Annotated in this window: 3 protein-coding genes; all 3 read left to right on the forward strand. The window is 74.8% G+C overall.

Annotation, left to right across the window (positions count from 1 at the left end):
- A partial coding sequence (locus ACWEVN_RS12275; protein ID WP_452051259.1) for a phosphopantetheine-binding protein occupies nucleotides 1-561 on the forward strand: 561 nt, incomplete at its 5' end.
- 99 nt (nucleotides 562-660) lie between these two features.
- Nucleotides 661-5,763: an acyltransferase domain-containing protein gene (locus tag ACWEVN_RS12280; RefSeq protein ID WP_452051260.1), complete on the forward strand. Its 5,103-nt coding sequence runs from the start codon at nucleotides 661-663 to the stop codon at nucleotides 5,761-5,763.
- A gap of 48 nt (nucleotides 5,764-5,811) precedes the next feature.
- Complete coding sequence (locus ACWEVN_RS12285; RefSeq protein ID WP_452051261.1) at nucleotides 5,812-16,068, forward strand: beta-ketoacyl synthase N-terminal-like domain-containing protein; 10,257 nt, start codon at nucleotides 5,812-5,814, stop codon at nucleotides 16,066-16,068.
- The last annotated feature ends 8 nt before the right edge of the window (nucleotides 16,069-16,076 follow it).

Genomic DNA, 16,076 nt, shown 5'->3' on the forward strand with positions numbered 1-16,076 from the left:
GTCCCGCACCTGCTGCGCGGCCTGGTCCGGGCGGGCCGGCAGGCGGCGCGCACGGCGTCCGGCGACGACGGCGGCCTGGCCCGCAAACTGGCCGGGCTCACCGTCGCCGACCAGGAAACGCTGCTGCTCGACCTCGTCCGCGGGCAGGTCGCGGTGGTGCTCGGGCACGCCGACAGCTCCGGCGTCCGCGCCGACGCGGCGTTCAAGGACGCCGGGTTCGACTCGCTGACGTCGGTGGAACTGCGCAACCGGCTGCGCGAGGCGACCGGCCTGAAACTGCCCGCCACGCTGGTCTTCGACCACCCGAACCCGCTGGCACTGGCCCGGCACCTGCGGACGGAACTCGCCGTCGAGGAAGCGTCCCCCGCGGACGTGGTGCTGGCCGGCCTCGCCGGGCTCGAGGCGGCCATCACGGCCGTCGCCGACAGCCCGGACGGCGACCGGATCACCGCGCGGCTGCGGGAACTGCTCAAGACCGCCGAAGCCCGGCCGGACCAGACCGACGATCTCGACACGGCCAGCGACGAGGAGCTCTTCGCCCTCGTCGACGGGCTCGACTGAAACCAAGCTGTGACATCCGGGGCTTCGCCCCGGGCCGGGGGCTTCGCCACCCGGACCCCCGAAAAGCGAGACAAGCGAAACTTCTGGGAGTTGAGTTCAGTGGCTGACGAGGGACAGCTCCGCGATTACCTCAAGCGGGCGATCGCCGACGCCCGCGACGCCCGCACGCGGCTGCGCGAGGTCGAAGAGCAGGCGCGGGAGCCGATCGCCATCGTCGCCATGGCGTGCCGCTACCCGGGCGGCGTGGCCTCGCCCGAGGACCTGTGGCGGCTGGTGGCCGACGGGACCGACGCCGTCTCCGCGTTCCCCGCCGACCGCGGCTGGGACGTCGACGGCCTGGTCGACCCGGACCCCGACCGCCCCGGCACGACGTACACCGACCAGGGCGGCTTCCTCCACGACGCCGGCCTCTTCGACGCGGGCTTCTTCGGGATCTCCCCGCGCGAGGCCGTCGCGATGGACCCGCAGCAGCGGCTGCTGCTGGAGACGTCCTGGGAAGCCCTCGAACGCACCGGCACCGACCCGCTTTCGCTGAAGGGCAGCGACGTCGGCGTCTTCACCGGCGTCGCGAGCATGGGCTACGGCGCCGGCGGCGGCGTGGTCGCCCCGGAACTGGAAGGTTTCGTCGGCACCGGCGCGGCACCCTGCATCGCGTCCGGCCGCGTGTCGTACGTCCTCGGCTTCGAGGGCCCGGCGGTCACCGTCGACACCGGGTGCTCGTCGTCGCTGGTGGCGATGCACCTCGCCGCGCAGGCGCTGCGGCGCGGTGACTGCTCGATGGCCCTGGCCGGCGGCGCGATGGTGATGGCCCAGCCCGGCTCCTTCGTGTCCTTCTCGCGGCAGCGCGGGCTCGCCCTGGACGGGCGCTGCAAGGCGTTCGCCGAAAGCGCCGATGGGATGGGGCTGGCCGAAGGCGTCGGCGTGGTCGTGCTGGAGCGGCTGTCGGTCGCCCGCGAGCGCGGCCACGAGGTCCTCGCGGTGCTGCGCGGCATCGCGGTGAACCAGGACGGCGCGTCGAACGGCCTGACCGCGCCCAACGGCCCGTCGCAGCAGCGGGTGATCCGCGCCGCGCTGGCCGAAGCGGGCCTGGCACCGTCCGAAGTGGACGCCGTCGAAGGCCACGGCACCGGCACGACGCTCGGCGACCCGATCGAGGCGCAGGCCCTCCTGGCCACCTACGGCAAGGACCGCGAGACACCGTTGTGGCTCGGGTCGATCAAGTCGAACATCGGGCACACCCAAGCGGCCGCGGGCGTGGCCAGCGTGATCAAGATGGTGCAGGCCCTGCGCCACGGCGTCCTGCCCCCGACGCTCCACATCGACCAGCCGTCCACCGAGGTCGACTGGTCGGCGGGCGCGGTCTCGCTGCTGACGGAGGCGCGGGAGTGGCCGCGCGAAGGCCGTCCGCGCCGGGCCGGGGTGTCCTCGTTCGGGATCAGCGGCACCAACGCGCACCTCATCCTGGAAGAAGCGCCCGAAGACCTCGTGAGTGAAAAAGCGGGTTCTAACCCTCCTTTCCACTCACGACCGTCCGTGGTGCCGGTCGTGGTGTCGGCTCGTGGGCCGCTGGCCGGTCAGGCCCGGCGGCTGGCGGGGTTCCTCAGCGCATCCGACGTGCCCCTGCCCGCGGTCGCCGGAGCGCTGGTGTCCGGCCGCTCCCGGTTCGACGACCGGGCCGTCGTGCTGGCGGCCACCCGGGACGAGGCCGTGGCGGCCCTGGAAGCGCTGGCCCGCGGGGAAGACGCGGCCGCGGTCACCGGCCGGGCCGGTTCGCCGGGCAAGGTCGTGTGGGTGTTCCCGGGCCAGGGCTCGCAGTGGGCCGGCATGGGCCGGGAACTCCTCGACGCCTCGCCGGTGTTCGCGGCGCGGATCGCCGAGTGCGCGGCCGCGCTGGAGCCGTGGATCGACTGGTCGCTGCTCGATGTCCTTCGTGGCGAGGGCGACCTGGAGCGGGTCGACGTGCTGCAGCCCGCCTGCTTTGCGGTGATGGTGGGGTTGGCCGCGGTGTGGGAGTCGGTCGGTGTCCGGCCGGACGCGGTGGTGGGCCACTCGCAGGGCGAGATCGCCGCCGCCTGCGTGGCGGGTGCGCTGTCGCTGCAGGACGCGGCGAAGGTGGTCGCCCTGCGCAGCCAGGCCATCGCGGCGAAGCTGGCCGGACGCGGCGGCATGGCGTCGGTCGCGCTGAGCGAGGAAGACGCGCTCGCCCAGCTGACGCCGTGGGCCGACCGGGTCGAGGTGGCCGCGGTCAACAGCCCGTCGTCGGTCGTCATCGCCGGTGACGCCGAAGCCCTCGACCAGGCCCTCGAAGCGTTGGCGGGCCAGGAAATCCGGGTCCGGCGGGTGGCCGTGGACTACGCCTCGCACACCCGGCACGTCGAGGACATCCAGGAGCCCCTGGCCGAGGCACTGGCCGGGATCGAGGCCCAGGCGCCGGCCCTGCCGTTCTTCTCCACCCTGACCGGCGACTGGATCCGCGACGCCGGCGTCTTCGACGGTGGCTACTGGTACCGGAACCTGCGCAACCAGGTCGGCTTCGGCCCGGCCGTGGAAGCCCTGATCGCGCAGGGGCACGGCGTGTTCGTCGAGGTCAGCGCGCACCCCGTGCTCGTCCAGGCGATCAGCGGGATCGCCGACGACGCGGTCGTCACCGGGACGCTCCGGCGCGACGACGGCGGCCTGCGGCGGCTGCTGACATCGATGGCCGAGCTGTTCGTCCGCGGCGCCGACGTCGACTGGGCCACGCTGGTGCCGCCCGCCCGGGTCGCCCTGCCGACGTACGCCTTCGACCACCAGCACTACTGGCTGCGGTACCTCGAGACGGCGACCGATTCGGCCGGCCCGGTGGTGCGGCTGCCGCAGACCGGCGGCCTGGTCTTCACCTCGCAGTGGTCCCTGAAGGCACAGCCGTGGCTGGCCGACCACACCGTGGACGACGTCGTGGTCGTGCCCGCCACCGCGCTCGTCGAACTGGCCGTCCGGGCCGGCGACGAGGCCGGGACCCCGGTGCTGGACGAGCTCGTCATCGAGACGCCGCCGGTGGTACCGGACCGCGGCGCGATCCGGGTGCAGGTCAGCGTGTCCGGGCCCGCCGAAGACGGCACCCGGACCCTGCAAGTGCACGCCCAGCCCGAAGACGCCACCGACGAGTGGACCCGGCACGCCACCGGCACCCTCTCGGCGACGCCGCCGCCTCCGGGCGCGTGGCAGGGCGGCGACGAGATCGTCACCGAGGTCTCCCTGCCCGACGGCGTGGACGCCGGCGCCTTCGCCCTCCACCCGGCGCTCCTGAACGCGGCCCTGTCCGGCGAAGACGGCGTCACGCAGCCCATGGAATGGCGCGGCCTGACGTTGCACGCCGAAGGCGCGTCGACCCTGCGGGTCCGGCTGGTGCCCGGAGGTGCCCTGGAAGCGGTCGACGGCGCCGGCAACCTGGTCGTCACGGCGAAGGAAGTGGTGCTGCGGCCGGTGTCCGCCGGGTCGCCGAGCGGCACCCAGGACGCGCTGTTCCAGGTGAACTGGATCGAGCTCCCCGGGAGTCACGAGGCCGACGGCGTCGCCGACGTGCTGGAAGTCCCCGGCGGCGAATCCCCGCTCGCGGCGACGTCCCGCGTCCTGGAGAAGCTGCAGACCTGGCTGACCGAGCCGGAGGCGGAGCGGCTGGTCGTCGTCACGCGCGGCGCGGTGCCCGCCGGGGACACCCCGGTCACCGACCCGGCCGCGGCGGCGGTCTGGGGTTTGGTCCGGTCCGCGCAGGCGGAAAACCCGGACCGGATCGTCCTGCTGGACACCGACGGCGAAGTCCCGCTCGGCGCGGTGCTGGCCACCGGGGAGCCGCAGGTCGCCGTGCGCGGCGCCGCCCTCCACGTCCCGCGCCTGGCTCGCGCCGACGCCGCACCGGTGTCCGGTCTGCGCGGGCCGGTCCTGGTCTCCGGAGCCGGGGTGCTCGGCGAGTTCGTCGCCCGGCACCTGGTCACCCGGCACGGCGTGCGGAAGCTGGTCCTGGCCAGCCGCCGCGGCCTGGACGCCGACGGCGCGAAGGACCTCGTCACCGACCTCACCGCGGCCGGCGCGGACGTCTCCGTCGTCGCCTGCGACCTGGCCGACCGCGACCAGGTGGCCGCCCTGCTCGACGCGCACCGCCCGGCGAGCGTCATCCACACCGCGGGCGTCCTGGACGACGGCGTCATCGGGACGCTCACCCCGGACCGGCTGGCCAAGGTCTTCGCGCCCAAGGTCGACGCCGTCCGCCACCTCGACGAACTCACCCGCGACCGGGACCTCGACGCCTTCGTCGTGTTCTCCTCCGGCTCCGGCGTCTTCGGCTCGCCCGGCCAGGGCAACTACGCGGCCGCCAACGCGTTCCTGGACGCGGCGATGGCGAGCCGCCGGGCCGTGGGCCTGCCCGGCCTGTCGCTGGCGTGGGGCCTGTGGGAGCAGGCCACCGGCATGACCGCGCACCTCGGCGGCACCGACCAGGCCCGGATGAGCCGCGGCGGCGTGCGGCCGATCACGGCCGAGGAGGGCATGGCCCTGTTCGACGCCTCGCTGGGCGCCCGGCCCGCGCTGCTCGTACCGGTCAAGCTCGACCTGCGGGAGCTGCGGGCCGGCGGCACCGTGCCGCCCCTGCTGCGCGGCCTGGTCCGGACCGGGCGGCGGCAGGCGCAGAGTGCGTCCACAGTGGACAACGACCTGCTGCGGAAGCTGGCCGGGCTGGGCGCGCCCGAGCAGGAGGCCCTGCTCGTCGACCTGGTGCGGAACCAGGTCGCGGCGGTGCTCGGCCACACCGGGCCGGACGCCGTCCGCGCCGACACCGCGTTCAAGGACGCCGGGTTCGACTCGCTCACCTCGGTCGACCTGCGCAACCGGCTGCGGGAGAGCACCGGGCTGAAACTGCCCGCGACGCTCGCCTTCGACTACCCGACCCCGCTGGTCCTCGCCCGGCACCTGCGCGACGAACTCGGCGCCGGCGACGACGCGCTTTCGGTCGTGCACGCCCGGCTCGAAGACGTCGAGGCCCTGCTCGGCGGGCTGGTCCTCGACGAATCCACGAAGACCGGCCTCACCCTCCGGCTGCAGGGCCTGGTGGCCCGGTGCAACGGGGTGAGCGACGCCCCGGACGGCGAAACGCTGGCGGACCGGCTCGAGGCCGCGTCCGCCGACGAAGTCCTCGACTTCATCGACGAGGAGCTGGGCCTCACCTGACCCGGTCCGAGACCCACGCTCCCAGCAAACCCTTGTGAGGAACCAGGAATGGCCACGGACGAGAAACTCCTCAAGTACCTCAAGCGCGTCACGGCGGAACTGCACAGCCTGCGCAAGCAGGGGGCCCGGCACGCCGACGAGCCGCTCGCCGTCGTCGGCATGGCCTGCCGGTTCCCCGGTGGCGTGTCCTCGCCCGAAGACCTGTGGCGGCTGGTCGCCGACGGGGTCGACGCCCTGTCGGGCTTCCCCGACGACCGCGGCTGGGACCTGGACGGCCTGTTCGACCCGGACCCGGACAACCCCGGGACGTCCTACACCAGCCAGGGCGGGTTCCTGCGCGGCGCCGGGCACTTCGACGCGGGCCTGTTCGGCATCTCGCCGCGCGAGGCCCTCGTCATGGACCCGCAGCAGCGGGTGCTGCTGGAGACGTCGTGGGAGGCCCTGGAGGACGCCGGGGTCGACCCGCTTTCGCTGAAGGGCAGCGACGTCGGCGTGTTCTCCGGCGTCTTCACCCAGGGCTACGGCGCCGGGGCGATCACGCCGGACCTGGAAGCCTTCGCGGGCATCGGGGCGGCGTCGAGCGTGGCGTCGGGCCGGGTGTCCTACGTCTTCGGGCTCGAAGGGCCGGCCGTCACCATCGACACCGCGTGCTCGTCGTCGCTGGTGGCCATCCACCTCGCCGCCCAGGCCCTGCGCGCGGGCGAGTGCTCGATGGCGCTGGCCGGCGGCGCGACGGTGATGCCGACGCCCGGCACGTTCGTGGCCTTCTCCCGGCAGCGGGTGCTGGCCGCCGACGGCCGCTCCAAGGCCTTCTCCTCGACCGCCGACGGCACCGGCTGGGCCGAGGGCGCCGGCGTCCTCGTCCTCGAACGGCTTTCGGTGGCCCAGGAACGCGGGCACCGGATCCTCGCGGTGATCCGCGGCAGCGCGGTCAACCAGGACGGCGCGTCCAACGGCCTCACCGCGCCGAACGGGCCTTCGCAGCAGCGGGTGATCCGCAAGGCCCTCTCCGGGGCCGGGCTGGTCGCGTCCGATGTGGACATCGTCGAGGCGCACGGCACGGGCACCGCGCTCGGCGACCCGATCGAAGCGCAGGCACTGCTGGCGACCTACGGCCAGGGCCGCGAACGGCCCCTGTGGCTGGGCTCGGTCAAGTCGAACTTCGGGCACACGCAGGCGGCCGCCGGGGTCGCGGGCGTGATCAAGATGGTCCAGGCGCTGCGGCACGGCGCCATGCCCCCGACCCTGCACGTGGCCGAGCCGACGCCGGAGGTCGACTGGTCGGCCGGTGCGGTCGAGCTGCTGACCGAGGCGCGCGAGTGGCCGCGCGAAGACCGGCCCCGCCGGGCCGGCGTGTCCGCGTTCGGGATCAGCGGCACGAACGCCCACCTGATCCTGGAGGAGGCCCCGCCCCAAGACCTCGTGAGTGAAAAGGCGGGTTCTAACCCTCCTTTCCACTCACGACCGGTGGCGCTGGTCGTGTCGGCGGGCAGCCCGGCCTCTTTGGCCGCTCAGGCCGGTCGCCTGGCCGACGTCCTGGAGTCCGGCGCGTCACGGGCCCACGTGGCGAGCGCGCTGCTGACGAGCCGGGCGCTGCTGAACGACCGCGCGGTCGTCGTCGCCGGAACGGCCGAAGAGGCCGTGGCCGGGCTGCGGGCACTGGCCCGCGAAGAACGCGCACCCGGCGTGGTCACCGGTTCGGCCCGGCCGGGCAAGGTCGCCTACGTCTTCCCGGGCCAGGGTTCGCAGCGGCTCGGCATGGGCCGCGAGCTGTACGACCGGTACCCGGTGTTCGCGACGGCGTTCGACGCAGCCTGCGCGGAACTGGACAAGTGCCTGGCCGGCCGGGGCGGGCACCCCGTGCGGGACGTCGTGCTGGGTGCGGTGCCGGCCGGCACCGGGCTGCTGGACCAGACCATGTTCACCCAGGCCGGGCTGTTCGCGGTGGAGAGCGCGCTGTTCCGGCTCGCGGAGTCCTGGGGCGTCCGGCCGGACATCGTGCTCGGCCACTCCATCGGCGAGCTCACCGCCGCCTACGCCGCGGGCGTGTTCTCGCTGCCGGACGCGGCCCGGATCGTCGCGGCCCGCGGGCGGCTGATGCAGGCGCTGGCGCCGGGCGGGGCGATGGTGGCCGTCGCCGCGTCCGAAGCCGAGATCGCCGGACTGCTCGGGGACGGCGTCGAACTCGCCGCCGTCAACGGCCCGTCCGCGGTGGTCCTCTCCGGGGACGAAGACGCGGTCCTCGCGGCCGCCGCCCGGATGCGCGAGCGCGGGCACAAGACCAAGCAGCTCAAGGTTTCCCACGCCTTCCACTCCGCGCGGATGGAGCCGATGCTCGCCGAGTTCGCCGCCGAGCTGGCCGGCGTGACCTGGCACGAGCCGGAAATCCCGGTGGTCTCCAACGTGACCGGCCGGCTCGCCGAACCCGGCGAGCTCACCGAGCCGGGCTATTGGGCCGAGCACGTCCGGCGGCCGGTGCGGTTCGCCGAGGGCGTCACGGCCGCGGCGGAGTCCGGCGCCTCCCGGTTCGTCGAACTCGGGCCGGGCGCGGCGCTGACCGCCCTCGTCGAGGAGACGGCCGAGGTCACCTGCGTCGCGGCCCTGCGGGACGACCGCCCGGAAGACACCGCGCTGATCGCCGCGGTCGCCGAGCTGTTCGTCCGCGGGACAGCGGTCGACTGGTCCGCGCTGCTGCCGCCGGTGACCGGGTTCGTCGACCTGCCGAAGTACGCCTTCGACCAGCGGAACTACTGGCTGCAGCCGGCCGCGCAGGCCACCGACGCGGCGTCGCTCGGGCAGGTCGCGGCCGACCACCCGCTGCTGGGCGCGGTCGTGCGGCTGCCGCAGTCGGACGGCCTGGTCTTCACCGCGCGGCTGTCGCTGAAGTCGCACCCCTGGCTGGCCGACCACGTCATCGGCGGGGTCGTGCTGGTCGCGGGCACCGGGCTCGTCGAGCTGGCCGTCCGGGCCGGGGACGAAGCCGGCTGCCCGGCCCTCGAAGAGCTCGTCATCGAGGCCCCGCTGGTCGTCCCCGACCACGGCGGGGTCCGGATCCAGGTCGTCGTGGGCGCGCCGGGGGAGACCGGGTCGCGCGCGGTCGAGGTGTACTCCCTGCGCGAGGACGCCGGGGCCGAGGTCTGGGCCCGGCACGCGACCGGCTTCCTGGCCGCTTCCGCGGAAGCGGCCGAGCCGTTCGACTTCACCGCCTGGCCGCCGCCCGGCGTCGAGCGCGTCGACGTCGAGGACTTCTACGACGGGCTCGTCGAGCGCGGGTACGCCTACGGGCCGTCGTTCCGGGGCCTGCGGGCGGTGTGGCGGCGCGGCGACGAGGTGTTCGCCGAGGTCTCGCTGTCCGAAGACGACCGCGCGGACGCGGCTCGCTTCGGCATCCATCCCGGCCTGCTGGACGCGGCCCTGCACGCGGGTATGGCCGGTGCGGCCACGACCGAAGAGCCCGGCCGCCCGGTGCTGCCGTTCGCCTGGAACGGCCTGGTCCTGCACGCCGCCGGGGCGTCCGCGCTGCGGGTCCGGCTCGCCCCGAGCGGCCCGGATGCGCTGTCCGTCCAGGCCGCGGACGAAGCCGGCGGTCTCGTCGTGACGGCGGATTCGCTGGTCTCCCGGCCGGTGTCGACCGAACAGCTCGGCGCGGCGGCGAACCGGGACGCGCTGTTCCGCGTGGAGTGGACCGAAATTCCCCCGGCTGGAGACGTTCCGGCGGACCACGTCGAGGTGCTCGAAGCCGTCGGCGAAGATCCCCTGGAACTGACCGGCCGGGTCCTGGAGGCGGTGCAGACCTGGCTCGCCGGCGCAGCCGACGACGCTCGCCTGGCCGTGGTGACCCGCGGCGCCGTCCACGAGGTGGCTGACCCGGCCGGTGCCGCGGTGTGGGGCCTGATCCGGGCCGCGCAGGCGGAAAACCCGGACCGGATCGTGCTGGTGGACACCGACGGCGACGTCCCGCTGGGCCGGGTGCTGGCCTCCGGCGAGCCGCAGGTCGCCGTCCGCGGCACCACCCTGACCGCCCCGCGGCTCGCCCGCGCCGCGGCCGCGGAGGCACCGGCCGTGACCGGCGGGACGGTCCTGATCTCGGGCGCCGGCTCGCTCGGCGTGCTCACCGCCCGGCACCTGGCCGCCCGGCACGGCGTCCGGCGGCTGGTGCTCGTCAGCCGCCGCGGCCCCGACGCCGACGGCATGACCGAGCTGACCGCGGACCTCACCGCGCAGGGCGCCGAGGTCTCCGTGATCGCCTGCGACTTGGCCGACCGGGACCAGGTGGCCGCGGTGCTGGCCGAGCACCGGCCGACCGCCGTCGTGCACACGGCCGGTGTTCTCGACGACGGCGTCTTCGAGTCGCTGACGCGGGAGCGGCTGGCGAAGGTCTTCGCGCCGAAGGTCGACGCGATCCGCCACCTCGACGAGCTCACCCGCGACCTCGACCTCGACGCCTTCGTCGTGTTCTCCTCCGCCTCCGGGGTCTTCGGCTCCGCCGGGCAGGGCAACTACGCCGCCGCCAACGCGTACCTGGACGCCGTGGTGGCGAACCGCCGGGCCGCGGGCCTGCCCGGCACGTCGCTGGCCTGGGGCCTGTGGGAACAGACCGACGGGATGACCGCCCACCTCGGCGGCGCCGACCAGGCGCGGGCGAGCCGCGGCGGGGTCCTCGCCATCTCACCCGCCGAAGGCATGGAGCTGTTCGACGCAGCTCCGGACGGGCTCGTCGTCCCGGTCAAGCTCGACCTCCGCAAGACCCGGGCCGCCGGGACGGTGCCGCACCTGCTGCGCGGCCTGGTCCGCCCGGGACGGCAGCAGGCGCGTCCGGCGTCCACTGTGGACAAGGGACTGGCCGGGCGGCTCGCCGGGCTCGCCCCCGCGGAGCAGGAGGCGCTGCTGCTCGACGTCGTCCGCACCCAGGTCGCGCTGGTGCTCGGGCACGCCGGACCGGAGGCCGTCCGCGCGGACACGGCGTTCAAGGACACCGGCTTCGACTCGCTGACGTCGGTGGAACTGCGCAACCGGGTGCGCGAGGCGAGCGGGCTGAAGCTGCCCGCCACGCTGGTCTTCGACTACCCGACGCCGGTGGCGCTGGCTCGCTACCTGCGTGCCGAACTCGGCGACACGGTGCCGGACGCGCCGGCCGTGGCGGTGACCGCCGCGGACGCCGGCGAGCCGATCGCCATCGTCGGCATGGCGTGCCGGCTGCCCGGCGGCGTCACCGACCCGGAAGGCCTGTGGCGCCTGGTGCGCGACGGCCTCGAAGGGTTGTCGCCCTTCCCCGAGGATCGCGGCTGGGACCTGGAGAACCTGTTCGACGACGACCCCGACCGCTCGGGCACGACGTACACCAGCCAGGGCGGCTTCCTCGAAGGCGCGGGCCTGTTCGACGCGGGCTTCTTCGGCATCTCGCCGCGCGAGGCGCTGGCGATGGACCCGCAGCAGCGGTTGCTGCTGGAAGCCTCCTGGGAGGCCCTGGAGGGCGTCGGGGTCGACCCGAGTTCGCTGAAGGGTGCCGACGTCGGGGTGTTCGCCGGCGTGTCCAACCAGGGCTACGGAATGGGCGCGGACGCGGCCGACCTGGAGGGCTACGCGAGCACCGCGGGCGCGTCGAGTGTCGTGTCGGGCCGGGTGTCCTACGTCTTCGGCTTCGAGGGCCCGGCGGTCACGATCGACACGGCGTGCTCGTCGTCGCTGGTCGCGATGCACCTGGCCGGGCAAGCCCTGCGGCAGGGCGAGTGCTCGATGGCCCTGGCCGGCGGGGTCACGGTGATGGGCACGCCCGGCACGTTCGTGGAGTTCGCCAAGCAGCGCGGCCTGGCCGGCGACGGCCGGTGCAAGGCCTACGCCGACGGCGCGGACGGCACCGGCTGGGCCGAGGGTGTCGGGGTTGTCGTGCTGGAGCGGCTTTCGGTGGCACGCGAACGCGGGCACCGCGTCCTGGCCGTGCTGCGCGGCAGCGCGGTCAACTCCGACGGCGCGTCCAACGGCCTGACCGCCCCGAACGGGCCGTCGCAGCAGCGGGTCATCCGCCGCGCCCTCGCCGGGGCCGGCCTGCAACCGTCCGATGTGGACGTCGTGGAGGGGCACGGCACCGGGACGGCGCTGGGCGACCCGATCGAGGCGCAGGCCCTGCTGGCCACCTACGGCCAGGACCGCGACCCGGAGCAGCCGCTGTGGCTGGGGTCGGTGAAGTCGAACTTCGGGCACACGCAGTCGGCCGCCGGGGTCGCCGGGGTGATCAAGGTGGTGCAGGCGCTGCGGCACGGCGTCCTGCCGCCCACCCTGCACGTGGACCGGCCCACCAGCCAGGTCGACTGGTCCGCCGGAGCGGTCTCGCTGCTGACCGAGGCCCGGGAGTGGCCCCGGAACGGCCGTCCCCGCCGGGCCGGGGTGTCCTCGTTCGGGATCAGCGGCACCAACGCCCACCTGATCATCGAAGAAGCCCCGGATCCGGGTCTGCCGCAGCTTGTCGTGAGTGAAAAAGCGGGTTCTAACCCTCCTTTCCACTCACGACCGGCTGTGGTGCCGCTGGTCGTGACGGCCCGCAGCGCCGGTTCCCTCGCCGGGCAGGCCGATCGGCTGGCCGCGGTCCTGGACGACCAGGCCCTCGCCGACGTCGCCGGTGCCCTGCCGGGCCGTGCCCGGTTCGGCGAGCGTGCGGTCGTCGTGGCGGAGACGGCCGAGGAGGCCCGCACCGGGCTGGCCGCCCTCGCCCGCGGCGAGGACGCGCCGGGCCTGGTCACCGGCCGGGTGTCCGCGTCCGGCCTGCCGGGCAAGCTCGTCTGGGTGTTCCCGGGCCAGGGGACGCAGTGGGCGGGCATGGGCCGGGAACTCCTCGAATCCTCGCCGGTGTTCGCCGCGCGGATCGCCGAGTGCGCGGCCGCGCTGGAGCCGTGGGTCGACTGGTCGCTGCTCGACGTCCTGCGCGGCGAAGGCCCCGGCCTGCTCTACCGGGTGGACGTCCTCCAGCCCGCGAGTTTCGCGATGATGGTCGGCCTGGCCGCGGTGTGGTCGGCGGCCGGGGTCGTCCCGGACGCGGTGGTCGCCCACTCCCAGGGCGAAATCGCCGCCGCGTGCGTGTCCGGCGCGCTCTCGCTCGAAGACGCGGCGAAGGTGGTCGCCCTGCGCAGCCAGGCCATCGCCGCGAAGCTCTCCGGCCGCGGCGGCATGGCTTCGGTCGCGCTGAGCGAAGAAGACGCCGTCACGCGCTTGGCGCCGTGGGCGGACCGGGTCGAGGTGGCCGCGGTCAACAGCCCCACGTCGGTGGTGGTCGCCGGGGACGCCGAAGCGCTCGCCGAAGCCCTCGAAACGCTGACCGGCCAAGGCGTCCGCGTCCGGCAGATCGCGGTGGACTACGCCTCGCACACCCGGCACGTCGAGGACATCGAGGAGACCCTGGCCGAAGCGCTGGCCGGGCTCGACGCGCGGGCGCCGCAGGTGCCGTTCCTCTCCACCCTCACCGGCGAGTGGATCACCGGAGCCGGGGTCGTCGACGGCGATTACTGGTACCGGAACTTGCGTGGCCAGGTGCGGTTCGGCCCGGCCGTGGAAGCCTTGATCGCCCAGGGCCACGGCGTGTTCGTCGAAGTCAGCGCCCACCCGGTGCTGGTGCAGCCGATCACCGAACTCACCGACGCTGTCGTCACCGGCACCCTCCGGCGCGACGACGGCGGCCTCCGGCGGCTGCTGACGTCGGTGGCGGAGCTGTTCGTCCGCGGGGTCGACCTCGACTGGTCGTCGCTCGTGCCGCCCGCCCGGGCGGACCTGCCGGCGTACGCCTTCGACCACGAGCACTACTGGCTCCGCGCGGCGGACACCGCGTCCGACGCCGTCTCGCTCGGCCTGGCCGGGGCCGATCACCCGCTGCTGGGCGCGGTCGTCGAGCTGCCGCAGTCCGATGGCCTGGTCTTCACCTCGCGGCTGTCGCTGCGGACACACCCCTGGCTGGCCGACCACGCGGTCCGGGACGTCGTGATCGTCCCCGGCACCGGGCTGGTCGAGCTGGCCGTGCGGGCCGGCGACGAAGCCGGCTGCCCGGTGCTCGACGAGCTGGTCATCGAGGCGCCGCTGGTGGTGCCCCGCCGCGGCGGGGTCCGCGTGCAGGTCGCCCTCGGCGGCCCAGGCGCGGACGGCTCGCGCACGGTGGACGTCTACTCCCTTCGCGAAGACGCCGACAGCTGGGTCCGGCACGCCACCGGCGTCCTCCAGCCGGACGACCGGCCGCGGGGAACCGCCGCGTTCGACTTCGCGGCCTGGCCGCCGCCCGAGGCGAAGCCCATTGACATCAGCGGTGCCTACGACGTGCTCGCGGACGTCGGCTACGGCTACGGGCCGACGTTCCGGGCCGTGCGGGCGGTGTGGCGGCGCGGGGACGAAACCTTCGCCGAGATCGCCCTGCCCGAGGACGCGGAAGCCGGCCGGTTCGGCATTCACCCGGCCCTGCTCGACGCGGCCCTGCACTCGACGATGGTCAGCGCCGCCGCGGACACCGAGTCCTATGGCGACGAGGTGCGGCTGCCGTTCGCGTGGAACGGGCTGCGGCTGCACGCGGCCGGGGCCTCGGTGCTGCGGGTGCGCGTCGCCAAGCCCGAGCGGGACAGCCTGTCCCTGGAGGCCGTGGACGAGACCGGCGGCCTGGTCGTGACGCTGGATTCCCTGGTCGGCCGTCCGGTCTCGAACGACCAGCTCACGACGGCGGCGGGCCCGGCGGGTGCCGGTTCGCTGTTCCGGGTGGACTGGACCCCGCTGTCCTCCGTGGACACTTCGGCGCCGGTGCCGTCGTGGGTTCCGGTCGCCACCGCGGAAGAGGTGGCGACGCTGGCCGACGACGTCGAGACCGGCGTGGCCGAGGCCCCGGCGGTGGCCGTCATGGAAGCGGGCGAGGGCGAGGCGCTGGCGCTCACCGTGCGGGTGCTGAACGTCGTCCAGTGCTGGCTGGCCGGCGGCGGGCTGGAGGCGACGAAGCTCGCGATCGTGACCCGGGGCGCGGTGCCCGCCGGCGACGGCGTGGTGACCGACCCGGCCGCGGCCGCGGTGTGGGGGCTGATCCGGGCCGCCCAGGCGGAGAACCCGGACCGGATCGTCCTGCTCGACGTCGAGCCGGACGCCGACGTGCCGCCGCTGCTGGCTTCGGTGCTGGCCGACGGCGAGCCGCAGGTCGCGGTCCGCGGCACGACGGTGGCCATCCCGCGGCTCGCCCGCGTGGCCCGGCCGGACTCGCCTGCCGGGTTCACCACCCGCGGGCCGGTGCTGATCACCGGCGGCACCGGGTCGCTCGGCGGCCTGGCCGCCCGGCACCTGGTCGAGCGGCACGGTGTCCGGCAGCTCGTGCTGGCCAGCCGCCGCGGCCTGGACGCCGAAGGCGCGAAGGACCTGGTCACCGACCTCACCGCACTCGGCGCCGACGTCGCGGTCGCCGCCTGCGACGTCGCCGACCGGGACCAGGTGGCCGCGCTGCTGGCCGAACACCGGCCGGCCGCCATCGTGCACACGGCCGGCGTCTCGGACGCCGGGGTGATCGGGACGGTGACCCCGGACCGGCTGGCCGAGGTGTTCGCGCCCAAGGTCGACGCGGTCCGCCACCTCGACGAACTGAGCCGCGACCTGGACCTCGACGCGTTCGTCGTTTACTCCTCGGTGTCCGCGGTGTTCATGGGCGCCGGCAGCGGCAGCTACGCCGCGGCCAACGCCTACCTGGACGGGCTGATGGCCCACCGGCGCGCGGCGGGCTTGCCGGGCCAGTCGCTGGCGTGGGGCCTGTGGGACCAGACCACCGGCGGCATGGCGGCCGGCACCGACGAAGCCGGCCGGGCCCGGATGACCCGGCGCGGCGGCCTGGTCGCCATGAACCCCGCGGACGGCATGGACCTGTTCGACGCCGCCATCGGGGCGGGGGCGGCGCAGCTGGTGCCCGCCCAGCTCGACCTGCGCGGCCTGCGGGCCGAAGCGGCGTCCGGCACCGAGGTGCCGCACCTGCTGCGCGGCCTGGTCCGCCCGAGCCGGCAGCAGGCCCGCACGGCGTCCACAGTGGACGAGGACTGGGCCGGCCGGCTGGCCGGGCTCGCACCGGCCGAGCGGGGGAAGGTCCTCCTGGAACTGGTGCGCGCCCAGGTGGCCGCGGTGCTGGGCTACCGGGCCGCCCACCAGGTCGACCCGGACCAGGGCCTGTTCGAGATCGGCTTCGACTCGCTCACCGCGATCGAACTCCGCAACCGGCTGCGCGCCCGCACCGAACGGAAGATCGCGCCCAGCGTCGTCTTCGATCACCCGACGCCGGCCCTGCTCGCCGCGCACCTGACCGAGCTGCTCTGAAAGAAGGT

Source organism: Amycolatopsis sp. NPDC003861, from assembly GCF_053605405.1.

Excerpts from the sequence above, each read along its gene's own strand:
- ACWEVN_RS12285 (WP_452051261.1), top strand. The coding sequence starts at position 5,812 with ATGGCCACGGACGAGAAACTCCTCAAGTACCTCAAGCGCGTCACGGCG.